Origin of the sequence: Pseudomonas algeriensis, assembly GCF_048847255.1 — a bacterium.
Classification (GTDB): domain Bacteria; phylum Pseudomonadota; class Gammaproteobacteria; order Pseudomonadales; family Pseudomonadaceae; genus Aquipseudomonas.
This window is the reverse complement of sequence record NZ_JBKKRK010000003.1, coordinates 297950-320826: the sequence shown is the minus strand read 5'-3', so window position 1 is coordinate 320826 and position 22877 is coordinate 297950. Positions and strand designations below refer to the sequence as shown.

The window sequence follows — 22877 nt, the reverse complement described above, 5'->3', positions numbered from 1 at the left end:
CAATTTCGTCCCTGCTCCGCTAGCATTAGCCGCTTATGTTCCTTCGTTGCGACGGTTTTCGATGAGTTATCAGGTTCTTGCACGTAAATGGCGTCCGCGCTCGTTCCGCGAAATGGTCGGCCAGACCCATGTGCTCAAGGCTCTGATCAATGCCTTGGACAGCCAGCGGCTGCACCATGCCTATCTGTTCACCGGTACCCGCGGCGTGGGCAAGACCACCATTGCGCGGATCATTGCCAAGTGCGTGAACTGTGAAACCGGTATTACGTCGACGCCCTGCGGCGAATGTTCTGTCTGCCGGGAAATCGACGAAGGTCGTTTCGTCGACCTGATCGAAATCGACGCTGCCAGCCGCACCAAGGTCGAGGATACCCGCGAGCTGCTCGACAACGTGCAGTACGCCCCGAGCCGTGGGCGCTTCAAGGTCTACCTGATCGACGAAGTGCACATGCTCTCCAGCCATTCCTTCAATGCGCTGCTCAAGACCCTCGAAGAACCGCCGCCCTACGTCAAATTCATCCTGGCGACCACCGATCCGCAGAAACTTCCCGCAACGATTTTGTCGCGCTGTTTGCAGTTCTCCCTGAAGAACATGACGCCGGAACGGGTCGTCGAGCACCTGACCCATGTGCTGGGCGTGGAGAACGTGCCGTTCGAGGACGATGCGCTGTGGCTGCTGGGACGAGCCGCCGACGGTTCGATGCGTGACGCCATGAGCCTGACCGACCAGGCCATTGCCTTCGGCGAAGGCAAGGTCATGGCCGCCGAGGTGCGCGCCATGCTGGGCACCCTCGATCACGGCCAGGTCTACGACGTTTTGACTGCGCTGATCGAAGGGGACGCAAAGGCATTGCTCGAAGCGGTGCGTCACCTGGCCGAGCAGGGGCCGGACTGGAATGGCGTGCTCTCGGAGATTCTCAACGTTCTGCACCGTGTCGCCATCGCCCAGGCCTTGCCCGAGGGGGTCGACAACGGCCATGGCGACCGGGACCGCGTGTTGGCTTTGGCCCAGGCGCTGCCGGCCGAAGACGTACAGTTTTATTACCAGATGGGCCTGATCGGCCGTCGCGACCTGCCGCTGGCACCGGATCCGCGCGGCGGCTTCGAGATGGTGCTGCTGCGAATGCTTGCGTTCCGGCCGGCCGATACGGCGGACGCGCCGAGACAAGCGCTAAAGCCAGTGGGGATCAGCCAGGCCACAGCTGATTCCGCCAAGCCAGTGGCTGCCACGCCCATTGTTGCGTCGGCAGCGGCTCCTGCTCCTACGGCGGTGGCGCCCGCAGCCCAGCCGATTCCGGCCCCGGCGCCTGTTGTCGTCACGCCTGAGCCAGAGCCCGAACCGGTCGTCGAGGCGCTCCCCGAGCCCGTCGCCGAAGAAGTCATCGACCTGCCTTGGAACGACCCGGTCGAGCCGCAAGTTGTCCAGCAACCCGCCGTCGAGCCCGTTTTGGAAACCATCGCCGAGCAGCCCGAGTTGCCGCCGATGCCCCTGCCGACACCCGACAGCGTGGTGCCCGATGCACCCGAGTGGGTGGCTGCGCCAATGCCGGAGCCGACGGTGGCCGACGTCGAGGTCGCGACGCCGGGCATCGATCTGGACGATGAGCCGCCGCTGGACGAGGACTACATCGAGCCGGACATCGATTCGGCCTACAGCTACCTGGACGACCTGGCGAGCGAACATGCCGCCGAACCGGCACCGGAGCCAGAACCTGAACCGGCGGCAATGCCCGCCACTGGGCTGGCCTTGCAATGGCTGGAGCTGTTCCCCAAGCTGCAGATCAGTGGCATGACCGGTAGCATCGCCGCCAACTGCACCTTGATCTCGGTCGAGGGCGACCATTGGCTGCTGCACCTGGATCCGGCCCATAGCGCGCTGTTCAACGCAACCCAACAGCGTCGCCTCAACGATGCGCTGAACCAGTACCACCAGCGCACTCTCACGTTGACCATCGAGCTGATCAAGCCCGAGCAGGAAACCCCGGCCCAGGCCGCGTCCCGGCGCCGCGCCGACCGTCAGCGCGAAGCCGAGGAATCGATCCAGAACGATCCGTTCATCCAACAGATGATGCAACAGTTCGGCGCCGTGGTCCGTCACGATACTATCGAACCTGTCGAGGCCCCGGTCACCCAGGGCTCATAACTGAAGGCGCCGGGCCGGGCAGGCCGGGCGCGTTGTTTATCCAAGTACTTTCGAGGTGATTACCATGATGAAAGGTGGCATGGCCGGCCTGATGAAGCAGGCGCAGCAGATGCAGGAAAAAATGGCCAAGATGCAGGAAGAGCTGGCCAACGCTGAAGTCACCGGCAAATCCGGTGGCGACATGGTGACGGTGGTCATGACCGGTCGCCACGATATCAAGCGCGTCAGCATCGACCCGAGCGTGGTCGAAGGCCTGAGCGAAGACGACAAGGAAATGCTCGAAGCCCTGTTCGCCGCCGCCGTCAACGACGCAGTGCGCAAGATCGAAGCGAACAGCCAGGACAAGATGTCCGGCATGACCGCTGGCATGCAGCTGCCGCCGGGCATGAAACTGCCGTTCTGATTCGCCATCCCGCTCGGGATGGGCTACACACAATGCCAGGCATCGCGCCTGGCATTTTTGTTTCTGGCAGGAGCAATGGGGTCTCTGTTCGACTGCTTTCGTCGGAACGCCGCCCGGAGCAGGCTGCGCCGTGCTATCCCGGCATAAACATCGAACGCGCCCCCAAGGCAATGGTCTGCTCCCTATACGTGTACGCTCAACGAACTAGGAGACGCCTCCATGTCATCGATTTCCAATCAGCGCATCGTGCTGGCCTCGCGCCCCCAAGGTGCGCCAACCCCTGAAAACTTTCGACTTGAACACGTGACGTTGCCCGATCTGGCCGAAGGACAAATCCTGCTCAAGACGCTCTTCCTGTCACTGGACCCTTACATGCGCGGGCGCATGAGTGACGCGCCTTCCTACGCTGCGCCGGTGCAGATCGATGAGGTGATGACCGGTGGTGCCGTCAGCCGCGTAGAGCGCTCGATGCATCCGAAATTCCAAGAGGGTGATCTGGTGGTGGGGGCCACGGGTTGGCAGAGCCACTGCATCAGCGATGGCCGCGATGTCATTCCGATCCCTTCCGGCTTGCCCAGCCCCTCGATGGCGCTGGGGGTGTTGGGGATGCCGGGCATGACGGCCTACATGGGGTTGATGGACATTGGCCAGCCCAAGGCCGGGGAAACCCTGGTCGTGGCGGCGGCGTCGGGCGCCGTGGGCTCCGTGGTTGGCCAGGTGGCGAAGATCAAGGGCTTGCGGGTGGTGGGGGTGGCCGGCGGTGGCGAAAAATGCAAGTACGTGGTCGATGAGCTGGGTTTCGACGCCTGTATTGACCATAAAAGCCCGAATTTCGCCGAAGAGCTTGCCAGGGCTTGCGATCAAGGTATCGATATCTATTACGAAAACGTCGGCGGCAAGGTCTTCGATGCGGTCGTGCCGCTGCTCAACGCCAAGGCGCGCGTCCCGCTTTGCGGCTTGATCGCATCCTACAATGATCATCAGCCGCCAAGTGGCCCGGATCGCCTGCCGCAACTACAACGCACGCTGTTGACCAAGCGCGTGCGCATCCAGGGTTTCATCGTGTTCGATGACTACGGTGACCGCCAGCCGGAATTCATCAGCGCCATGGCGCCTTGGGTGCGCGATGGCAAGGTCAAGTTCCGCGAGGACGTGGTCGACGGTCTTGAAAATGCGCCCCAGGCTTTCATCGGCATGTTGGAGGGGCGAAATTTCGGCAAGTTGGTGGTGCGAGTAGCGCGCGATTGAGTATTTGACGCTAATCGGAGGCGCGGGTATAAACCGCGTCTCGTTGTTATGTCGGACGTTTCCCCCATGAGCTTCAGCCCTTTGATCCGCCAACTGATCGATGCCCTGCGAACCTTGCCAGGCGTGGGTCAGAAAACCGCCCAGCGCATGGCGTTGCAACTGCTCGAGCGTGATCGCAGCGGCGGCTCGCGCCTGGCCCAGGCGTTGAGCCAAGCCATGGAAGGTGTCGGGCATTGTCGCCAGTGTCGCACCCTGACCGAGGACGATCTTTGCCCGCAATGCGCCGACCCGCGACGGGACGACAGCCTGCTCTGCGTGGTCGAGGGGCCTATGGATGTCTATGCGGTGGAGCAGACCGGCTTTCGCGGTCGTTACTTTGTGCTCAAGGGGCACTTGTCACCGCTCGACGGCCTGGGGCCTGAAGCCATCGGCATCCCGCAGTTGATGGCGCGGATCGAGGAGGCGGGCACGTTTACCGAAGTCATCCTCGCCACCAACCCGACGGTCGAAGGCGAAGCCACTGCGCATTACATCGCCCAACTGCTCAGCAATAAAGGCCTGGTCGCCTCCCGCATCGCCCATGGCGTGCCGTTGGGTGGGGAGCTTGAGTTGGTGGACGGCGGGACGCTGGCGCATTCGTTTGCCGGGCGCAAGCCAATCGCGTTGTAGCCGCACCCCGATTCCCTGGTGGGAGCGAGCCTGCTCGCGATAGCGGTGTGTCAGCCAGTATAGGTATCGACAGATCTACCGCCATCGCGAGCAGGCTCGCTCCCACAATGGGTTATGTGATTTGGCCAGGTTATTTTTCGCTGAGGGAGAACTGCGTCAGGCAGAACGTCGGGATGCCCATGTCTTCCAGGCGCTGGGAGCCGAGCAGTTCCGGCAAGTCGATGATCGCCGCGGCTTCATGGACCCTGGCGCCCATGCGGCGGATCAGGTTGGCGGCGGCGATCAACGTTCCGCCAGTGGCGATCAGGTCATCGAACATCACCACCGAATCCCCTTCGCACAGGCTGTCGGCGTGCACTTCAAGAAAGGCTTCGCCGTACTCGGTCTGGTAACCCTCGGCCAGTACGTCGGCTGGCAGCTTGCCCTGTTTGCGAAACAACACCAGCGGCTTGTTCAACTGATAGGCCAGGATCGAGCCGATCAGGAAACCCCGGGCATCCATCGCGCCGATGTGCGTGAACTCGGCCTCGACATAGCGATGGGCGAAGCTGTCCATGACCAGCCGCAGGGCAGTGGGCGACTGGAACAGCGGAGTGATATCGCGAAAGATCACGCCTGGCTTGGGGAAGTCGATCACGGGGCGGATCAGGGATTTGATGTCGAAGGAGTCGAAGACCATCGTCGAGGTGTCCTGGCTGGCTGCAAACGCGGAAGTATAGCGCGACGGGGCGAAAGCCTCAGCAGCGCGAGCGCGTCAGCCTTCGACCGAGCCGCCGGCCAGGGCGCAGAGCTGGATCGGGTCGAGAATATGAATTTCCTTGCCTTCGGCTGCGATCAACGCGTTCTGTTGGAAGCGGGTGAACACCCTGGACACGGTTTCCACGGCCAGGCCCAGGTAGTTGCCCATTTCATTGCGTGACATGCTCAAGCGAAACTGATTGGCCGAAAACCCGCGGGCACGAAAACGCGCCGAGAGATTGACCAGGAACGTGGCGATGCGTTCGTCGGCGGTTTTCTTCGAAAGCAACAGCATCATTTGCTGGTCGTCACGAATTTCCCGGCTCATCACCCGCATCAATTGTCGACGCAGTTGCGGCAGCTGCACCGCCAGCTCATCGAGACGATCAAAAGGAATTTCGCACACCGAAGTCGTCTCCAGTGCCTGGGCCGAGACCGGGTGGGTCTCGGTGTCCATGCCCGACAGGCCTACAAGCTCGCTGGGCAGATGGAAACCGGTGAGCTGCTCTTCGCCACCGTCGCTCAGGTTGAACGTCTTCAGGGCGCCCGAGCGCACTGCGTAAACCGAGTCGAAGCCATCGCCCTGGCGAAACAGGAACTCACCTTTTTTCAGCGGCCGTCCCCGTTTGACGATGTCATCCAGCGCGTCCATGTCCTCCAGATTCAACGAAAGTGGCAGGCATAGAGGGGCCAGGCTGCAATCCTTGCAATGGGCCTGGCTGTGAGCGCGAGATTTGACTGGCTCGGACATTTCTTAAATCCTTGTGGGAAAACACACATAAGACGTAAGGGTAACCCAGCGCACAAACTCCGGCCAGTGCGGTGTCCCCCGTCAAATCGTCGCGCTCAGATGACCCTGGAAAAACGTTGGCGGTTTTGTTGCTGCAGATAACCGTCGAAGACCATGCAGACTGAACGCACCAGCAGGCGCCCCGCGGGCAGTACGTTGATATGGGTCTGCGTCAATTCGAGCAGCCCATCGGCTGCCATCGTCTGTAGTTGCGGCCATAAAGAGCCAAAATAACCGCGCAAGTCGACATTGAAGTCTCGCTCTATCTCGGCGAACGCCAGCGAGAAATGGCAGATCAACTGCTGGATCACGGCGCGTCGCAAACGGTCGTCGGCGTTGCACACCAGCCCGCGGCTGGTTGCCAGTTGCCCGTCGGCAAGGGTGTTCTGGTAGTGGGTCAGGTCGCTGCTGTTCTGGCAGTACAAATCGCCGACCTGGCTGATGGCTGACACGCCGAGGCCGATCAGGTCGCAATGCCCATGGGTGGTGTAGCCTTGGAAGTTGCGCTGCAGGGTCGCTTCTTCTTGGGCGATCGCCAGTTCGTCGTCGGGGAGGGCGAAGTGGTCCATGCCGATGTAGCGATAACCGGCGGCGGTCAGCTGTTCGATGGTGCCTTGCAGCATGGCCAGTTTCTGCACCGGGGTAGGCAGGTCCTGGCCATCGATCCGCCGCTGCGGCATGAAGCGCTCCGGCAGGTGGGCGTAATTGAAAACCGAGAGACGGTCCGGTTGCAGGCTGATGACTTCTTCGACCGTGTGCGCGAAGTTTTCCGGCGTTTGTTTGGGCAAGCCATAGATCAGGTCGATGTTGATCGAGCGGAACTGCAAGGTCCGCGCGGCTTCGATCACCGCCCGGGTTTCTTCCAGGCTCTGCAGGCGATTGACGGCTCGCTGCACGGCAGGGTCGAGGTCTTGCAGGCCGATGCTGACCCGGTTGAAGCCCAACTCCCGCAGCAGGCCCATGGTTGACCAGTCGGCTTCCCGTGGATCGATTTCGATGCCGTAGTCGCCGGAATCGTCGTCCATCAGGTTCATATGCTTGCGCAGACTGGCCATGAGTTGGCGCAGCTCGTCGTGGCTCAGGAACGTCGGCGTGCCACCGCCCAGGTGCAGTTGTTCCACGCGCTGGGAGGGGGCCAGATGGCAGCCGATCAGTTGGATTTCCTGCTCCAGGCGTCGCAGGTAGGTGTGGGCACGACCGCGATCCTTGGTAATGACTTTATTGCAGGCGCAGTAGTAGCAGATGTTCGCGCAAAACGGCACGTGCACGTACAGCGACAGTGGCCTGTGTGCCTTGCGGCTGTCGCGCAGGGCGTGGAGCAGGTCGAAGGTGCCCACCTGGCCGGCGAACTGCGCCGCAGTAGGATAAGAGGTGTAGCGTGGTCCCGCCAGGTCGTAGCGGCGGATGAGGTCTGAGTCCCAACGGATGGCGTCGAGCATGCGGGCGTTCCCCGGATAGGCTGGCATGGTCGCGAGTCTAGGGGGCGTGGAAAAGGGCGTGTTGATTTGCGTCAACGGGGCTGGCAGTCGTCGAGGGTGATGCTCGTGCAGACAAATCAAATCCGTGGCGAGGGAGCTTGCTCCCGCTCGGCTGCGCAGCAGACGCAATATCAGTTACATGCGTTTCTGCCTGGGGGTGTAGGGGCCTGCTTCGCTGGCCAGCGGGAGCAAGCTCCCTCGCCACAGGGCTGCGATCATGATGTGCTCATTTCCTCTAAATTTGCTTGAGGAGGAGGCGACTCGGTCAATGACCCATGAGCCAATGCTGATGCGGCCCCGGCAGTGTCCAGATGCCGAAGACGATCACCAACAACCCACCGGCCATGCGCACGCTGCGTTTACGCAACAGGACGGTGACACGCTCGGCCGCCAGGCCAGTGGCGAGGAGCACCGGCCAGGTACCCAGGCCGAAGGCGAGCATCAATAGCGCGCTGTCCAGCGCATCGCCCTGGCTGGCGGACCAGAGAAGGGTGCTGTAGACCAACCCGCATGGCAGCCACCCCCACAGCGCGCCGAGCAGCAAGGCCCGTGGCAGGCTTGATACCGGCAGCAGGCGGTTGGCGACGGGTTGGATGTGTCGCCACAAGCCCCGGCCGATCCCCTCGATACGGGTCAGGCCGCTCCACCATCCGGCGAGATACAGGCCCATGGCGATCAGCAGCAGACCGGCCAGCACCCGCATGATCATCGCCGCCGGGCTGTTGGCGACGGCCCAGCCGGCCAGTCCGATCAGCAAGCCCGCCGTGGCGTAACTCAGGATCCGCCCCAGGTTGTACGCCAGCAATAATCGAAAACGCCGGCTGCGCTGTTCCTTGGGAATCGCCAGGGTGAGGGCGCCCATCAGACCGCCGCACATGCCCAGGCAGTGGCCGCCGCCGAGCAGGCCGAGGATGACGGCCGATATCAACAGCGGCGCCAGATCAAGCATGGGGCGGCGCCTTGTCGTCCGGTTTCTGGGCCTCGCCGCTTGCTTCTTCCACCGCGGCCTTATGGTTCGGGTCTTGTTCGTCGAACAGGATGCTGTGGGCCGGGCCGTCGAGGTCGTCGTATTGACCGCTGTCCACGGCCCAGAAGAATATGTAGACGGCGATCGCTACGATCAGCAGCGCGGCCGGAATCATTACGTAAAGAGCTGGCATGTCGGACCTCCATGCCCGCGCGGCTCAGGCCGGCTGCGGACGGGTATCGGGCGTGGCATCAAGAACCTGCACCTTGGGTTGGCGGGTCAGCCTCAGCGCGTTCAAGACCACGGTCAGCGAACTGATGGACATGCCGGCCGCAGCCCACACGGGTGTGATCCAGCCAAGGGCGGCGAACGGCAACATGAGGCCATTGTACAGCCCCGCCCAGACCAGGTTCTCGATGATGACCCGACGGGTGCGCCGGGCGAGGCTGAAGGCGTGAACCAGGGCCTCGAGGCGGTTGGACAGCAGTACCGCGTCGGCGCTGGTCTTGGCCAGGTCGGTGGCCGAGCCCATGGCGACGCTGATATCCGCCGCTGCCAGTACCGGCACATCGTTCACGCCGTCGCCGAGCACCAGCACCTTGCGGCCCTGTTGACGCAACTGCTGCAGCACGGCCAGCTTGTCGTCCGGGCGCAGACCGCCGCGAGCCTCATCGATGCCCAGTCCGGCGGCAACGCTGGCGACCATCGGCGAGCTGTCGCCCGACAGCAAGAGCGTGCGCCAGCCCCGCGCCTTGCAGGCCGCGACAAGGGCCGGGGCGTCCGTACGCAGACGGTCGTCGAGGACAAACCAGGCCAGCGGCCCGGCATCATCCCCCAGCAACAGCCATTGCCCAGGTTCGTCCGGCATCACCGGTACGGTGGCGCCACTCGGGTCGCAGACAAAGCCGGGATGGCCGATGCGCAATCGCTGTTCCCCCACCAAGCCCTCAAGCCCAAGTCCCGGAAAACTCAGCACATTCTCAGCGGCCAGTGGCGCCCGGCCGAAGGCGCGGGCAATCGGGTGTTCGGAGCGATTCTCCAAGGCGGCGGCCAAGGCCAGGCACTGATCGCTGTCGAGCGCCGCCAGGGGGCGGATGGCGCGCAACGCCAAGCGGCCTTCGGTAAGGGTGCCGGTCTTGTCGAAAATCACCGTGTCGATCTGGTTCAGGCCTTCCAACACATGGCCGCGGGTCAGCAACAATCCGAGTTTGTGCAGGGTGCCGGTGGCTGCGGTGAGTGCGGTTGGCGTCGCCAGGGACAGCGCGCAAGGGCAGGTCGCGACGAGCATCGCCAGGACGATCCAGAAAGCGCGCGAAGCATCGAGATGCCACCACAACAGGCCGATGGCGGAGGCGGCAACCAGAGAGAACAGCAGGAACCATTGGGCGGCGCGGTCGGCAATTTCCGCCAGGCGCGGCTTCTCGCCTTGGGCGCGTTCCAGCAGGCGCACGATGGCGGACAAACGAGTGTCCTGCCCCAAGGCCAATACCTGAACGGTCAGCGCGCCCTCGACGTTCAGCGTGCCCGCCGTGACTGCATCGCCGGCCTGGCGGGGTTGCGGCAGGTATTCACCGGTCAGCAGCGATTCGTCGACGCTGGACTGCCCTTCGAGAATCCTGCCGTCGGCGGGCAGGATAGCCCCGGGCTGCACCAGCACCCGGTCGCCCGTATGCAGTTCGCTAAGCAGGATGCGCTCGCTCTGGCCGTCATCCGCCAGGCGCAGGCACGAGGCCGGCAACAGGTTCACCAATTGCGCGGTGGCCGCAGCGGTGCGTTCCCGAGCCCGGCGTTCCAGGTAGCGGCCGGCCAGCAGGAACAGGGCGAACATGCCGACGGCATCGAAATACAACTCGCCGACACCGGTAATGGAGGTCCAGATGCCGGCAATGTACGCGCCACCGATGGCCAGGGAGACTGAAACGTCCATCGTCAGGTGGCGAGTGCGCAGGTCACGCATGGCACCCTTGAAAAAAGGTGCGCAGCTGTAGAACACAATGGGCGTTGTCAGGAATAGCGCGACCCAGCGCAGGATGGTGTGCATCTCCGGGCTCAGGTCGATGTTGAATTCCGGCCAGGTGGCCATGGTCGCCATCATCGCCTGGAACCAAAGCAAGCCAGCCACGCCCAGCTGGCGCAGGGCCAGACGGTTTTGCGCGGCGAGCTGTTCGCAAGCCTGGTCGGCCTGGTACGGGTGCGCGGCGTAGCCGATCTGGCGCAATTGCGCGAGCAGGGTGCTCAGCGGCAATTGGGCGTCGGCCCAGCGGACGTGCAGGCGATGGTTGGACAGGTTCAGTCGCGCCTCGGCCACCGCTGGCAAAGCGCGCAGGTGCTTTTCGATCAGCCAGCCACAGGCGGCGCAACTGATGCCTTCCATCAGCAGGGTGGTTTCGCAAAGCTCGCCTTCATGGCGAACGAACGATTGCTGCACGTCAGGGCGATCGTACAGCGCCAGTTCTTCGGTCAGCTGCACCGGCAGGGACTGGGGGTTGGCCGATGCTTCACTGCGATGCTGGTAATAGCTTTCCAAACCGCCGGCCACAATCGCTTCGGCCACCGCCTGGCAACCCGGGCAGCACAGCTCGCGGGTTTCACCGAGGACAACGGCGGTGAAGCGACTGCCGGGCGGGACGGGCAGGGCGCAGTGGTAGCAGGGCCGTGGGGTGGTCATGGTTGCTGCATAAAAGCGGCTTATTTCTTCAGGTCTTCAGCGCCTTGCAGCGGTTCATCACCGAGCAAGATGGCCTGTTCGTGGTTGATCTGCTCTTCTTCGAACAAGCGCCAGGTCTTCTCGTTCTGTGCCCCCAGCAGTTCGACAAAGCGCCGGCCTTCGACCTTGTCTGCCAATTGGCCAACGTAGCGCCCAGGTTCGCTGTCGTTGCGGGTCAGGACGATCTTGCGGTCCTTCTCCGGCTGGGTGGGTGAGATCAGGCTCAGTTCGAGGGTCTGGGGACGGCTGTTGCCGTCCAGGCGCAGGTTGACTTCCCCGGTGAGGTCGTCCAGCTGCACATTGGCATGCAATTGCAGGGTCTGGGCCAGCAGTTCGCGCTCCAGGGAGCGGTTGATGCCTTTACCGGCTTCGTAGTAGTTGTCGTTGACCAGGTTATCCGGGTTGTTCACCGCGATGGTCACCATGGTCAGGCTCAGCGTTACCGAGCAGGCAAGGATACCGATGATGATCCACGGCCAGAGGTGCTTGTACCAAGGGCTGGTGGCAGTTGCTGCAGGCATGTTCATTTCTCTCAACGAGTCTGTGGGCCGATGAACCGGCTCTTGGCTTCAACATGGACGCTTTCGTCATCGGCATCCTTGAGGATGAAGGTCACCTCGTTGGTGCTCGATGGCAATTGTTCAGGTGCGCTGGACAACTCGACCGGCTGGCTGTAGATCTCGCCGGCGGCGACCTTGATTTCCCGTCGGCCTTCGAGCTTGAGATCAGGCAGGCCGGCGGCTTCCAGGACGTACGTATGGTCGCGTTGGTCCTTGTTCATGATCTTCAGGCTGTAGACGTTCTCGATCCGACCTTCGGCGTTCTCGCGGTACAGCACGCGGTCCTTGCTGACGTCGAAACCCACCAGCGAACGCATGAAAAACGCCGTCACCAGCAAGCTGATCATGGCCAGCAGCACCAAGGCGTAGCCGATCAGGCGCGGGCGCAGTTTATGGGTTTTTTGCCCCGAAAGGTTGTGTTCGGTGGTGTAGCTGATCAGCCCGCGCGGATAATCCATCTTGTCCATGATGTTGTCGCAGGCATCTATGCAGGCTGCGCAGCCGATACACTCGATCTGCAAGCCGTCGCGGATGTCGATGCCGGTGGGGCAGACCTGGACGCACATGGTGCAGTCGATGCAATCGCCGAGGCCCAGGGCCTTGTAATCGATGCCTTTCTTGCGCGGGCCACGGCTTTCACCGCGACGCGGGTCATAGGAAACGATCAAGGTGTCTTTGTCGAACATCACGCTCTGGAAGCGGGCGTAAGGGCACATGTAGATGCACACTTGTTCACGCAGCCAGCCGGCATTGCCGTAAGTGGCCAAGGTGAAGAATCCGACCCAGAAATACGACCAGCCATCGGCCTGGCCGGTGAAGAACTCGAACACCAGTTCGCGGATCGGGGTGAAGTAACCGACGAAGGTCATGCCGGTGACGAAACCGATCAGTAGCCACAGGCTGTGCTTGGCGAATTTGCGCAGGAATTTATTGGCGCTCATGGACGTCTTGTCGAGCTTGATGCGCTGGTTGCGGTCGCCTTCGGTGACCTTTTCGCACCACATGAAGATCCAGGTCCAGACGCTTTGCGGGCAGGTGTAGCCGCACCAGACGCGCCCGGCATATACCGTGATGAAAAACAGGCCGAAGGCGGCGATGATCAGCATGCCGGAGAGGAGGATGAAGTCCTGGGGCCAGAAGGTTGCACCAAAAATAAAGAATTTGCGTTCAGGCAGGTTCCACCAGACGGCTTGGTGACCGCCCCAATTCAGCCAGACCGTGCCGAAATACAGCAGGAACAGAAACCCCCCGCCAACCATTCGCAGGTTGCGGAACAGGCCCGTGAAGGCGCGGGTGTAAATTTTCTCCCGAGAGGCGTACAGGTCGACGCTTTTGTTGGCGTCTTTGGCAGGCGGGGTAACGTCATGTACCGGAATCTGGTTGCTCATCAATTGCATCCCACGGCAGTGGAAAAATGCCGAGGCCAGTACGTGCCGACCACGGTCAGAAAGGGTGTTGCAGTGGCGCAATGATACGCCTGTCGCTCTGGCTCAAGGGTGCGACCTTTGGTCGCGTTGGGTGTCCGGGCTGAATGGTGTAGCGGATGTAACAAGTCATGACCTGGATCAATTGACTATAGACAGAGCATGGCATTGGCGGAGATTGGATGGGGGCGGCTTCGCCGCCCAGCGGGAACAAGCTCCCTCGTCAGGGGATCTGCGTTTCGCCTCAAATCTTGTGCTCAGCCAGCGTTCCGCGCTGCCTCTTTCTAGCTGGCATTCAGACGGATAATTTGATGGTTTATGTTATTGCGGTTTATGAAGCCAGGAAGAAAAGTCGGATACGTAAATTTCATCCAGTGTTAGCGTCGGTGGTATGTTTTCGATGCTGTCAGCTATCTCGTCATAAGGCGCTGGTAGGACATAGCAGAGTCCGAAATCCTCGTTGAGGATTATGACGCCGTTAAATATGCGCTGGCGTTCGGTCAACTTTTTTATCTGGTCAAAAGGCATCCCTGTGGAAAGCGTATGTTCGTAAAGCCCTTTGTATCGCGCGTTGCAACCGATAGAAAAAATTGTTCCGTCAGGAAGGGTTGAGAGGGTGAGCGTACTATCGATTACGTACGCTGTTCTAGTTTCACCGTCAGGTAGCGTGTAGCTCTTTATCTCGACTTGATGATGCTCATAGAGCTCATTCATGTAGGTCGAGATATTGTCTTGCAATAAAATGTTCGCAATTGAATGCTTGGATTTTATGTCGGCTGCAAAATCAATCATTTAAATTCCACCGTTCATTAGCGTGCCGTTTACGTAGACGGGTGAGTCTTTTATGAGGTCATAATTCTTAAAGTCACCATGGCCAATCCTGCCGAATACAACATCTTCACCGGCTTTATTGACTTTATAGACCTTCCAATAATCATTTCCATGGACGTTGGGCTGGGTAGGGCTGCCGCCTGGATGGTAGTCAAGCTTGTAGGTGGCTCCGGATTTTGTACTGCGCACATACTGGACGTGCTGAATCGCATCTGGCCGAGGGCGTCGTAGGCGAAGCTCAGGGTTTGCACGTCGCCTAGCAGGTTGGTGAGGGCGGGTTACACGCTTGCTTTTGAGGTGTAGGCGATCCGTGGCGAGGGAGCTTGCTCCCGCTCGGCGGCGCAGCCGTCGTAAACCGGCTGATGCGGTGTGTCTGTAGGGATGCGCCGGTCTGTTTTGGGGCGGCTTCGCCACCCAGCGGGAGCAAGCTCCCTCGCCACGGAGGTGGTGTAGCAGCTAGCGTGGGTCGACGTTATCCAGTACACGGCTGGCCAGCATTGAACTCAGTTCGATCAATTGCTGGATGCCGAGGGCGATGTGGCGGCGGGGGCCTTCGAGGTCGAAGGCTAGGTTGCTGATCATCGCGTCAGCGGATGCCAGGTTTTCGCTGAGGTTAGCGAGCAGGCATTCGTTGTCGGCGTTTTTTGCCACGATGAAGAGCAGGTCCGGTTTGGATGCATCTTCGGACTTTACCGGTTTCGGTAGCAGGTAGTAATCCAAGGCGCGCTTTTCTGCTTCGTCTTGTTTCTTTGTTTTGGATTGAGTGGACGCAGAGATGCGCTCTGTTTCGGGGGGATTCGGTGTAATTTTGAACATGGTGCAGCTCCTTTCGTAAGAGGAACCATCACCGTCTGCCGCCAAGCAGGTGGGGTGACGGGTTACGCAAGGTTGGCGGACCGGCACGAAAGGAACCCGGCATCCCCGAAGGGATCCTTGCGCAACCCGCCATAACATAGGAGTGCCAAATGCCAGAGACATTGCAATCATATTGGGGGCTGTTGCGCCTTTCGTGTACCGGGCCGCCAAGCCCGACCACTGATGGGCAGTGGCAGGGAAACGATAGAACCCATGGGCAAGGCGCACAAGCGGGCGGATTCTGGCGTAGTTGTAGGCAATGGCGCAAGGATTCGTAGCTTGTCGGAAGCATTGCGCAGGGAGAATAAACAAGCCTTCGTAATGCCCTGGATTCGGTGCGAGGGAGCTTGCTTTCGCTCGGTGGCGCAGCGTTTTTTCTGTAGGAATGCGCCTGCCTTTTTGGGGCTGCTGTGCAGCCCAGCAAGGGCAAGCTCCCTCGCCACGGGAATTTGCGCTTAACCTGCGCCTAGTAGTTTTTCGCAAGCGGCAAGTCGAACTGCTTGTTTCCGAATATTGATTTAGTGGCCAGAGCGTTCTTGAGCAAATCCGAATCCAGGCTCAGATTATTTTTGTGCGCTACAAAGACAATCGTCAGGAATGGGAACGCATAGTTATCCGGCTCGGCCAACACGTCATCGATTAATGTGGGGGAGCCAAGAACGCTGTGCTCTGCCTTGGGCAGGTAAAATTTCTCGAGCCGTTCGCTTATTTTCTTGACGGTTACGCTGATGGCTTGAGGGGACGGGGTCCTGATGATGCCGCCCGGCTCGTCACCGAATTGTTTTGCTTGCTCCGACAAGGAGCTCTTCGATAAAAACGATGCATTCAGCAGGCGGCTCTCGTAGGGCGGGGATTGCTCTTTGCAGAAGCTGAAGGCCTCGCAGGTATAGAGCTCCAACCCCGCGTAATAGCCGTCGGCCTTGGTTAGGTGTTGAACGTAGATTTCCCCAAATTTTTCCTTGGCAGCGAGCAGGCCAAGTTTGTTTTTGCTGGCCTTCAGGTCCAAGTGGGCTGACGTTGTTTGCTGCAGCGCCGCCAGTAGTTTCACTTCCAGATGCTTGCGAATTTCCATACTCATGGCGCAGACCTGAGCGAGCCTCGTGAGGCTATCGCTTCACGGGCTCGTGTGTAGACTAAGCCTGTCCAGCGATGACGCATGGCTCTATTGACCCGTGAGTTCAGCGAGGAGTTCTTCAAATGATTCGCATACGAACGCCAGATCTTCTTCATCCATCAAGTACAGGTAAATATTTCCGAAGTCAGCCTCCTTAACGGATAAGAGGAAGGAATTGCCACCGTGATCGTACGCAAAGGGGATCATTTGCTTTAACGACGGAACGTCGTCCGTCAAGTCTCGATAGACCGTTTCGATAGGGGCTTGTCCGTATTTGATCGGAGTGAATCCACCCAGCAAAAAATCATTCTCGCTATTGCTCTCAGCCAAATCGCCGCCGTTGTGCTTTAGATAAAATTGCCTAAAGGCTGTCGGTAATTCCACATTGAATTTTTCTTGGAACTCATTCAACTCTTGCACAGAGAGGGCGTGTTCGGATTCTTCGAGGGTCAGCCGCATTTGGATGCTCCTTTTGTTCTGCTCTTGAAACGAGCTGGGTGGGTGTAGGCCTTGCCCGTAGCTGCTTTGTATTGAGCTACACCGCCGTTATGGCTTATGCCGCTGTGGGCGTTTTGCTTGATGAGCTGCATCGTGCCTGTGTTGGTCTTCGGGTCGTAATCATCCAAGTGGTGCCATACGTGGCCGGATGGCGTAGTTTTTTGACTCAACTTGGCCGCCTTGTTTGCGGCCTCGAAGTCCTTCCCGTAGTCGCCAGTGTATTCAATTCTAACGATTGGGTTCACGCCGGATTTTTTGTTGTAAAGCGCGTTACTTTCAGAATAGTCGAGACCTCCACCAGGTGTCTTCGTGACGCCGGTGTACCCACGGTCTTTCAGTTTTATCAGCGGGTCGACTGCAAGGCCTAGAGGGTCTGCATAGCCGATAGGGTTGGGCGCATAGGCATAGAAATTTAGGCCTCCAGCCAAGCCTATTGGATCGGGCGTAGTGAAGCGACCCACGTCAGGATCGTAAAACCTGAGAACGTTGTAGTGCAGCCCAATTTCTCGATCGAGATACTGTCCTTGGTACCTCAGGTTTTGCTCTTCAATGAAGTAGGGTTCACGAATTTCCTGAAGAGGGTTACCCCACACCTCAAAGCGAGCTTGCCAGACGCTTCGTCCGTCGACTTCTGTGAGTTGTTCGGGCAGGCCGTTCAGGTCGTTGTGGTAATAACGGACTTTCTGATGCGCACCGTATCCATCTATCCGCGCAAGGGGTTCGTAGGTGTTATCCGTATAAAGATAAAGGCTAGTCTGGTTGTATCGACTTTCCTGCAATAAGCGCATGCCATCCCAGGTGAAGCGGGTTTCCCCCAGCGGGTAGCCGTGGCTGTCGTGTTCGGTTTTTTCGATGCGCCGGCCCAGCGGGTCGTAGGCCATTTTGACCACGCTGCCGTTGTCATTGCGCACCTCGATCAAGCGGCTTTCGGCGTCGTAGGCAAAGTGCTGCACGCCACGTTTGGCGCTGCGTTTTTCGATCATCCGGCCGAAGGCGTCGTAGCGGTAGCGCTTGTCCTGGTAGGTCAGCAGTTTGTTGTGCACCACCAATCCGGCGCCGGGGGCCGGGCCGTCCAGCAGGTTGGCGGCGGCGTCGTAGGTGAAGGTTTCGCGCTGGCCGTGCAGGCTGTCCTGGCTGGCGATGATGCGACCGGTGGCGTCGTAGTGCAGGAGCTGGCGCTGTTGCGCGGCGGGTTGCTGGTCGAGTTTGCCGATGAGGTTGTCGGCGGGGTCGTACTCGAAGTGTTTTTGCACCGCCGCCGGCAACAGCGAGGGTTGGCCGCTGTGGCGGCGTTGTCGCGTGCGCAGGCGACCGCTGCGGTCGTATTCGCTGCGGGTGCTGATCTGCCCTTGGGTACGCAGCACTTCGCGGTGCAGGCGGTCGCGTTCGAAGTCGCTGATGACCTGGCCGTCGAGGTTGATCTGGTGCAGATGACCACTGCCGTAGTACAGGCGGTTGACCCAGCGGCCATCGGGCAGTTGGGTCTGGATCAGGTTGCCGAGTTCGTCGTAGTGGTGTTGCAGGCTACCGGCGGCGCTGTTTTCGGCGAGCAACTGGCCGAGGGCGTCGTAGGCGAAGCTCAGGGTTTGCGCGTTGCCTTGCAGGTCGGTGAAGGTGACGGCGGTGAGTTGGTCCAGCGGATCGTAGCTGTATTCAGTGCGGCCATCGTCGGTGACTTTGGCGATCAGGCGGCCCACGGCATCGCGTTCCAGGCGATGGACGATGGGCGCCGGCGGTGCTTCGGGAATGATCGCCAGGCCCGTGCCGTGTGGCGCGGGCATCGCCGTTACTGCCGCGACGTTGTCGAGGCGGTCATAGTCGTAGCGCTTGGCGCTGCCATCCAGGTCTTGTTGTTCGCTCAACCGATTGGCGATATCCCAGGCAAACCGGTAGCTCTCGCCATTCTCATTGGTCAGCGCTTGCAGCCGGCCGAAGCTGTCGTAGGCGAACTGCACTTGCCGGCCCTGGGCGTCGGTGCGTTGGCGGACCTGACCGCGGCGGTTGTGCTGGTAAAGCGTGGTGTGCCCGGCCGGGTCGGTGTAGCCGGCGAGTTGGCCTGCGGTGTCGCGCTGGTAGTGCTCGGTGCGGCCGTCCGGCAATTGGCTGCTGAGCAAGCGCCCTTGGGCGTCGTAGCTGAATTGGGTGCGCTCGCCGAGGGCATCGGTGATGGTTTGCAGGTAGCCTCGCTGGTCATAACTGAAACGCGTCGGATAACCCGAGCAATCGACGTGTTCAACCAATTGCCCAAACGGGTTCCAGCGCAGCTTTTTGTTTTTGCCGGTGGCGTCGATGATTTCCACGACCTGGCCGTGGGCGTCGTAGCGATAGTGGGTGATGTGGCCCCGCGGGTCGGTTTGCGCGGTGCAATTGCCGCGTTGATCGTAGCGGTATTTCCAGCTGTGGCCGGCGGCGTTGGTGTCCACCAGCGGCAGTGCCCAATGTTCGAGCCAGAGGGTGGATTCGCTGCGGCCCATCGGGTCGGTTTCGCTGATCAGATTGCCGGCATCGTCATAGCTGAACTGATACTGGCCACCTTGTGGATCGGTGGCACTGAGCAACTGGCGCTCGTCGTTCCACTCGAACAACCACGTCTGGCCGAGGTTGTCGCTGAACCGGATGATCTGGTGCTGGCTGTTCCAGTGCCGAATGCTGACGCGTTGCAGGCTGTCGCTGATGCGGGTGATACCGGCGTGCAGGTCATAGTCGAACTGGTAGGCGTCGCCCTCGTCGGTCCAGTGCCGGACCACGCGCCATTCCTGGCTTTGGATCAAGGCCCACTCATAGAAGCAGCGCAGGCCGGTGGGCAATTGGTGCTCGACCATCCGCTGCCCGGCGTCATAGCTGAAACGCCGTTGCATCTGGTTGCCAGCGTCGCGTACTTCGGCGAGGTTGCATGCGGCGTCGTAGGCGTAGCTGACCAGCACTTCCCGCGATTGATCAGGATAGAGACGTTCGATCCGGCTGACGCGTTCGCCTTCGCGAATCAACTCGACCTGCACCAGATCGAAGGTGTCGCGCAGCCGCACCAGGCGTCCGGCGTCGTCATAGTCGAGGTGGATACGGTTTTCGTTGCGGTCACCCAGTTGGCTCAGGCGCAGGTGTGCCGGGTTGACCGGCATGGGTTCGAACAAACGGTACAGGCCGTCGTCGCTTTCGATCAGCAATTGCCCGTTCGCGTGACGGCGCACGGCCAGACCCTCGCCGGCGCTGAACACCGCGCCGCCCAATGGGATCGAGCCCATGTCGATGGGGCGCGCCTGTTCATCGGTGTAGACCAGGGTTTCGCCGCCGTCGGGGTGAGGGAGGATTTCGACCTGCACCTCATAGCTCACGCTCCACCCGGCACCGAACAGGCTGCCGTGACGTTCGTCGCGGCTGTTGTAGAAACGCTGCCAGTTTATCGGCAGGATGCCGGGCAAGACGAAGTCCAGCTCTTCATCACCACCCAGCACCTTGGCGCCGGTGGCGGCATGCACCGGGTTCGGCGAGCCCAGGGCGGCGTTGGCAGCCGCGTTCGCCGCACTGCTGGCGGCCATGGACACCGCGCCGCCCACCAACATGCACGGCAACTTGCTGAAGAACTTGCCTTTGCCGCCCTTGAGCATCAAAAGCGCCGTGACCGCCAACCCCACGCCCGGGGTCTTGCCGCTGCGGATCTCGCGCACTACCACCGAACCGCCGCCGATGGTCACGTCCGGTGAGATCAGCCCGGACGACACTACCGTCGCGTCGCACGTGCTGCGGTCGCCGCTGCGCACGGCGGGCTGGCCGTTGATGGTGACCTTGTCCGAGCCCTCGGCCATGAATTGCGGGGGCATCGGCGGGTGCTTCGTGCAGATGACCAAGTCTTCGGGCTTGGGTACTGCGCCCGGCGCGGGCGTGGCGACGGTAGGACGCCACATCTGCGAGAAGAATGACCCGGCCATGTCCAGGTAGCTGGGTTCTTCTTCTGGCTCGGAGGCTTCGAGCTCGGTGCCGGCCGGGGCGACATGGGATTGAATCGCCCCGGCGGCGCGGGCGGCGGGTATGTTGTTGGTGAGGGTGTCGGTGGACCCGGTGAGGATGTTGGCCTGCACCGTGGGCGGAAAGAGGGCGTTGCCGATGCCTTCGCATATATTGCTCAAGCCTTTATCGGCCCCGGTCTTGCTCATGGCCAGGCCGACCACCGTTCCCACCACCAGGCCGAGCACGAAGCAGCCCAGGCCGCCAGTGACCACGGTAATGCCCGTGGCGGCGACCACCGCGGCGGTCGCCACGGCAGTGATCGCGATGTTCGCCGCCACCTCCAGCACGCCGCCGAGAATGTCGGCCATCATTGAAGTGTGGTTCAGCGCGTCGCCCAGGCGGGCAGCCCAGAGCGCGTCAGACATGGACGATGCTCAAACTGGCGCTTGTATGCTTGGGTGGTTCGATGCCTTTCATTGCGCCTGTCTCCCTGGCGTTAAGTGGTGAGTCCGTTGTGTTATCAGCTTGACCAAGGGTTGAGCAACGCCACGCCGCTGCTCTGGAAATCCGTCACGTTGCGGGTCACCACGGTCAGCCCGTGAACCAGCGCGGTGGCGGCAATCAAAGCATCGCATTCATTGCTGCGGTCGAGAACGTGAAGACGTGCGCAGCGAAGCGCAACGGCGCGGTCGACGGCGAGAATCCTGCCGGCAAACGTGGGCATGACGTGGTTGTCCAGCCATGCGCGCAGGCGACTGCCTTGCACCGGGTCCTTGCGTTCGATGCGCAAGACGCCGGTTTCCAGCTCCAACACGGTAATGGCCGAGACGTAGAGGCTGGGGGCGGGGACGCTGCGTGCCCAAGCCTGCACGTTCTTGTCGGCTTGGGGTTTGCGCAGCTCCGAGATGACATTGGTATCGAGTAGAAACATTCAGGACAGGTCGACCGATCGGGGAGTGATGACGGCACGTTCGGGATCGAAGTCGATATCCGACGCGTCGGGCATGACCAGCAACTCGACAATACTGGCGCCAATGCCGGTCAGTTTCTGGTACTCCTCAATGCTTAGCAGCACATGGGCCGGCTTGCCACGATCGGTGATGATCACCGGCCCTTCACGGGCGGCTTTTTTGGCACCACTTGTGTCGTGGTTGAATTCGCGGCTGGAAATGGTAGTGACGGACATGGTGGCGTACCCCATGGAAACTGAATGTAGGCACGTTACTACTGGCGCCAAGTGCAGGCAAGGGGAAACAGGCTCGACATGTTTCGAAGGCCGATCAAAAAGGCCCCGCCAAATGAATTGGCGGGGCCTTTGGTGTATCAGGGAGGTGCTTTACTGAGCGTCAGCGGCCGGAGCCTTTTCGCCATGTGACAGGCTATAGACGTAGGCGGCCAACAGGTGGACCTTGTCATTGCCTTGCATGTCGGCCTGGGCCGGCATCTGGCCTTGACGACCGTAGCGGATGGTCTGCTGCAGCTGGGCGAAGCTCGAACCGTAGATGAAGCCGGCCGGGTGCGTCAGGTCAGGTGCGCCCATGGCGGGCGTGCCTTTGCCGGCCGGACCGTGGCAAGCCACGCAGTTGGCTGCGAACAGTTTCTGGCCATTGGCCGGATCCGCCTTGGCGCCTTCCGGCAGTTTGCGACCGTGCAGGCCGGTCACGACGTAGGAGGCCACGTCGGCGACGCCTTGTTCGCCAACCACGGCAGCCCAGCCCGGCATGACGGCGTGACGGCCGCCCATGATGGTGGTCTTGATGGTTTCCGGCTCGCCGCCCCAGCGCCAGTCGGCGTCGGTCAGGTTGGGGAAGCCATAGGCACCCTTGGCGTCGGAACCGTGGCAGACCGAGCAGTTGGAAGCGAACAGGCGGCCACCCATCTTCAAGGCTTGCGGGTCCTTGGCGACTTCTTCGATCGGCATGGAAGCGAACTTGGCGAAGATCGGACCGAACTTGGCATCCGAACGGGCCATTTCCTTTTCCCACTCATGCACGCCAGTCCAGCCGGTCTGGCCGTTGGCAAAAGGGGTCTGCTTTTCGGTGTCCAGGTAGTTATAGCCTGGCAGCAGGCCCTTCCAGTTACCCAGGCCGGGGTAGAGCACCAGGTAGCCGAGGGCGAAGATGATGGTGCCCAGGAACAGCATGAACCACCACTTCGGCAGCGGGTTGTCGTACTCCTCGATCCCGTCGAAGGAGTGGCCGACCGTCTCCTCGGTGGCTTCGCTGCGCTGGCCCTTACGGGTCGACAGCAGCAGCCAGGTCAGGGCGAAGATCGTTCCCAGGCTGAGGACTGTGACGTACAGACTCCAGAACGTAGTCATTCTTTGTTACTCCTAGAAGCTTGCTCGACGTGCTTGATGGCTTCGGGATCGTCCGCGAACGGCAGCAAGGTCGCGTCGTCAAACTCCGACTTGCGCTTGGGGCTGAACACCCACAGAGCCAGGCCGATGAAGGCCACCATCACGACGACGGTGCCCAGGCCACGAATCATCCCGATATCCATCCAGA

The 22877-nt window shown here is 60.9% G+C and carries 21 protein-coding genes; 4 read left to right on the top strand and 17 right to left on the bottom strand.

The features are described 5' to 3' along the window. Window positions 1-61 precede the first annotated feature (61 nt). From dnaX to recR, 4 genes are all read left to right on the top strand, one after another. The gene (dnaX, locus tag ACLK1G_RS06755) at window positions 62-2143 is read left to right on the top strand and encodes a DNA polymerase III subunit gamma/tau (protein WP_420764722.1); all 2082 of its coding nucleotides are present in this window, start codon (window positions 62-64) and stop codon (window positions 2141-2143) included. Window positions 2144-2207: 64 nt separating this feature from the next. Further along, a complete protein-coding gene (locus tag ACLK1G_RS06750; RefSeq protein WP_003183512.1) occupies window positions 2208-2546 on the top strand; it encodes a YbaB/EbfC family nucleoid-associated protein in 339 nt (112 codons plus the stop codon). A 219-nt stretch (window positions 2547-2765) separates the two neighbouring features. Next, complete coding sequence (locus ACLK1G_RS06745; RefSeq protein ID WP_420764721.1) at window positions 2766-3794, top strand: NADP-dependent oxidoreductase; 1029 nt, start codon at window positions 2766-2768, stop codon at window positions 3792-3794. Between the two features lie 66 nt (window positions 3795-3860). Further along, window positions 3861-4463 carry a recombination mediator RecR gene (gene recR, locus ACLK1G_RS06740; protein WP_181286939.1) on the top strand — a complete coding sequence of 201 codons (603 nt, stop codon included), beginning with the start codon at window positions 3861-3863 and terminating at the stop codon, window positions 4461-4463. Window positions 4464-4593: 130 nt separating this feature from the next. Here recR and ACLK1G_RS06735 read toward each other — a convergent pair whose 3' ends face one another. The 17 genes from ACLK1G_RS06735 to ACLK1G_RS06655 all read right to left on the bottom strand — a co-directional run bounded on the left by ACLK1G_RS06735 (window position 4594) and on the right by ACLK1G_RS06655 (window position 22872). After that, window positions 4594-5142 (bottom strand): adenine phosphoribosyltransferase, encoded by a 549-nt coding sequence (locus ACLK1G_RS06735; RefSeq protein ID WP_420764720.1) that lies wholly within the window; start codon window positions 5140-5142, stop codon window positions 4594-4596. Window positions 5143-5217: 75 nt separating this feature from the next. Then, window positions 5218-5952 carry a fumarate/nitrate reduction transcriptional regulator Fnr gene (fnr, locus tag ACLK1G_RS06730; protein ID WP_420764719.1) on the bottom strand — a complete coding sequence of 245 codons (735 nt, stop codon included), beginning with the start codon at window positions 5950-5952 and terminating at the stop codon, window positions 5218-5220. A 95-nt stretch (window positions 5953-6047) separates the two neighbouring features. Continuing rightward, window positions 6048-7430 (bottom strand): oxygen-independent coproporphyrinogen III oxidase, encoded by a 1383-nt coding sequence (gene hemN / locus ACLK1G_RS06725; protein WP_420764718.1) that lies wholly within the window; start codon window positions 7428-7430, stop codon window positions 6048-6050. Between the two features lie 304 nt (window positions 7431-7734). Further along, window positions 7735-8418: a sulfite exporter TauE/SafE family protein gene (locus ACLK1G_RS06720; RefSeq protein ID WP_420764717.1), complete on the bottom strand. Its 684-nt coding sequence runs from the start codon at window positions 8416-8418 to the stop codon at window positions 7735-7737. Beyond that, window positions 8411-8629, bottom strand: coding sequence for a cbb3-type cytochrome oxidase assembly protein CcoS (ccoS, locus tag ACLK1G_RS06715; RefSeq protein WP_420764716.1), 219 nt, complete (start codon window positions 8627-8629; stop codon window positions 8411-8413). The genes ACLK1G_RS06720 and ccoS overlap by 8 nt, the downstream gene beginning before the upstream one ends. A gap of 24 nt (window positions 8630-8653) precedes the next feature. Further along, a complete protein-coding gene (locus ACLK1G_RS06710; RefSeq protein ID WP_420764715.1) occupies window positions 8654-11104 on the bottom strand; it encodes a heavy metal translocating P-type ATPase in 2451 nt (816 codons plus the stop codon). Window positions 11105-11124: 20 nt separating this feature from the next. Further along, the gene (locus ACLK1G_RS06705; RefSeq protein ID WP_420764714.1) at window positions 11125-11664 is read right to left on the bottom strand and encodes a FixH family protein; all 540 of its coding nucleotides are present in this window, start codon (window positions 11662-11664) and stop codon (window positions 11125-11127) included. An 11-nt stretch (window positions 11665-11675) separates the two neighbouring features. Further along, complete coding sequence (gene ccoG / locus ACLK1G_RS06700; protein WP_420764713.1) at window positions 11676-13091, bottom strand: cytochrome c oxidase accessory protein CcoG; 1416 nt, start codon at window positions 13089-13091, stop codon at window positions 11676-11678. Window positions 13092-13448: 357 nt separating this feature from the next. Continuing rightward, the gene (locus tag ACLK1G_RS06695) at window positions 13449-13919 is read right to left on the bottom strand and encodes a hypothetical protein (RefSeq protein ID WP_420764712.1); all 471 of its coding nucleotides are present in this window, start codon (window positions 13917-13919) and stop codon (window positions 13449-13451) included. 495 nt (window positions 13920-14414) lie between these two features. Next, window positions 14415-14774, bottom strand: coding sequence for a DUF6124 family protein (locus tag ACLK1G_RS06690; RefSeq protein WP_420764711.1), 360 nt, complete (start codon window positions 14772-14774; stop codon window positions 14415-14417). Window positions 14775-15279: 505 nt separating this feature from the next. Continuing rightward, entirely contained in the window at window positions 15280-15891 is a 612-nt protein-coding gene (locus tag ACLK1G_RS06685; RefSeq protein ID WP_420764710.1) for a hypothetical protein, read from the bottom strand. 84 nt (window positions 15892-15975) lie between these two features. Then, window positions 15976-16386, bottom strand: coding sequence for an SMI1/KNR4 family protein (locus tag ACLK1G_RS06680; protein WP_420764709.1), 411 nt, complete (start codon window positions 16384-16386; stop codon window positions 15976-15978). Continuing rightward, window positions 16377-20795, bottom strand: coding sequence for an RHS repeat-associated core domain-containing protein (locus tag ACLK1G_RS06675; protein WP_420764708.1), 4419 nt, complete (start codon window positions 20793-20795; stop codon window positions 16377-16379). The genes ACLK1G_RS06680 and ACLK1G_RS06675 overlap by 10 nt, the downstream gene beginning before the upstream one ends. Window positions 20796-20890: 95 nt before the next feature. After that, on the bottom strand, window positions 20891-21301 hold the full coding sequence (locus ACLK1G_RS06670) for a type II toxin-antitoxin system VapC family toxin (protein WP_420764707.1): 411 nt from the start codon (window positions 21299-21301) through the stop codon (window positions 20891-20893). Then, a complete protein-coding gene (locus ACLK1G_RS06665; protein WP_420764706.1) occupies window positions 21302-21556 on the bottom strand; it encodes a type II toxin-antitoxin system Phd/YefM family antitoxin in 255 nt (84 codons plus the stop codon). Between the two features lie 150 nt (window positions 21557-21706). Beyond that, window positions 21707-22690 carry a cytochrome-c oxidase, cbb3-type subunit III gene (ccoP, locus tag ACLK1G_RS06660; RefSeq protein ID WP_420764705.1) on the bottom strand — a complete coding sequence of 328 codons (984 nt, stop codon included), beginning with the start codon at window positions 22688-22690 and terminating at the stop codon, window positions 21707-21709. Next, a complete protein-coding gene (locus ACLK1G_RS06655; RefSeq protein WP_003183474.1) occupies window positions 22687-22872 on the bottom strand; it encodes a CcoQ/FixQ family Cbb3-type cytochrome c oxidase assembly chaperone in 186 nt (61 codons plus the stop codon). The genes ccoP and ACLK1G_RS06655 overlap by 4 nt, the downstream gene beginning before the upstream one ends. Window positions 22873-22877 lie beyond the last annotated feature (5 nt).

Excerpts from the sequence above, each read along its gene's own strand:
- dnaX (WP_420764722.1), top strand. The coding sequence starts at position 62 with ATGAGTTATCAGGTTCTTGCACGTAAATGGCGTCCGCGCTCGTTCCGC.
- ACLK1G_RS06750 (WP_003183512.1), top strand. The coding sequence starts at position 2,208 with ATGATGAAAGGTGGCATGGCCGGCCTGATGAAGCAGGCGCAGCAGATG.
- ACLK1G_RS06745 (WP_420764721.1), top strand. The coding sequence starts at position 2,766 with ATGTCATCGATTTCCAATCAGCGCATCGTGCTGGCCTCGCGCCCCCAA.
- recR (WP_181286939.1), top strand. The coding sequence starts at position 3,861 with ATGAGCTTCAGCCCTTTGATCCGCCAACTGATCGATGCCCTGCGAACC.
- ACLK1G_RS06735 (WP_420764720.1), bottom strand. The coding sequence starts at position 5,142 with ATGGTCTTCGACTCCTTCGACATCAAATCCCTGATCCGCCCCGTGATC.
- fnr (WP_420764719.1), bottom strand. The coding sequence starts at position 5,952 with ATGTCCGAGCCAGTCAAATCTCGCGCTCACAGCCAGGCCCATTGCAAG.
- hemN (WP_420764718.1), bottom strand. The coding sequence starts at position 7,430 with ATGCTCGACGCCATCCGTTGGGACTCAGACCTCATCCGCCGCTACGAC.
- ACLK1G_RS06720 (WP_420764717.1), bottom strand. The coding sequence starts at position 8,418 with ATGCTTGATCTGGCGCCGCTGTTGATATCGGCCGTCATCCTCGGCCTG.
- ccoS (WP_420764716.1), bottom strand. The coding sequence starts at position 8,629 with ATGCCAGCTCTTTACGTAATGATTCCGGCCGCGCTGCTGATCGTAGCG.
- ACLK1G_RS06710 (WP_420764715.1), bottom strand. The coding sequence starts at position 11,104 with ATGACCACCCCACGGCCCTGCTACCACTGCGCCCTGCCCGTCCCGCCC.
- ACLK1G_RS06705 (WP_420764714.1), bottom strand. The coding sequence starts at position 11,664 with ATGCCTGCAGCAACTGCCACCAGCCCTTGGTACAAGCACCTCTGGCCG.
- ccoG (WP_420764713.1), bottom strand. The coding sequence starts at position 13,091 with ATGAGCAACCAGATTCCGGTACATGACGTTACCCCGCCTGCCAAAGAC.
- ACLK1G_RS06695 (WP_420764712.1), bottom strand. The coding sequence starts at position 13,919 with ATGATTGATTTTGCAGCCGACATAAAATCCAAGCATTCAATTGCGAAC.
- ACLK1G_RS06690 (WP_420764711.1), bottom strand. The coding sequence starts at position 14,774 with ATGTTCAAAATTACACCGAATCCCCCCGAAACAGAGCGCATCTCTGCG.
- ACLK1G_RS06685 (WP_420764710.1), bottom strand. The coding sequence starts at position 15,891 with ATGAGTATGGAAATTCGCAAGCATCTGGAAGTGAAACTACTGGCGGCG.
- ACLK1G_RS06680 (WP_420764709.1), bottom strand. The coding sequence starts at position 16,386 with ATGCGGCTGACCCTCGAAGAATCCGAACACGCCCTCTCTGTGCAAGAG.
- ACLK1G_RS06675 (WP_420764708.1), bottom strand. The coding sequence starts at position 20,795 with ATGTCTGACGCGCTCTGGGCTGCCCGCCTGGGCGACGCGCTGAACCAC.
- ACLK1G_RS06670 (WP_420764707.1), bottom strand. The coding sequence starts at position 21,301 with ATGTTTCTACTCGATACCAATGTCATCTCGGAGCTGCGCAAACCCCAA.
- ACLK1G_RS06665 (WP_420764706.1), bottom strand. The coding sequence starts at position 21,556 with ATGTCCGTCACTACCATTTCCAGCCGCGAATTCAACCACGACACAAGT.
- ccoP (WP_420764705.1), bottom strand. The coding sequence starts at position 22,690 with ATGACTACGTTCTGGAGTCTGTACGTCACAGTCCTCAGCCTGGGAACG.
- ACLK1G_RS06655 (WP_003183474.1), bottom strand. The coding sequence starts at position 22,872 with ATGGATATCGGGATGATTCGTGGCCTGGGCACCGTCGTCGTGATGGTG.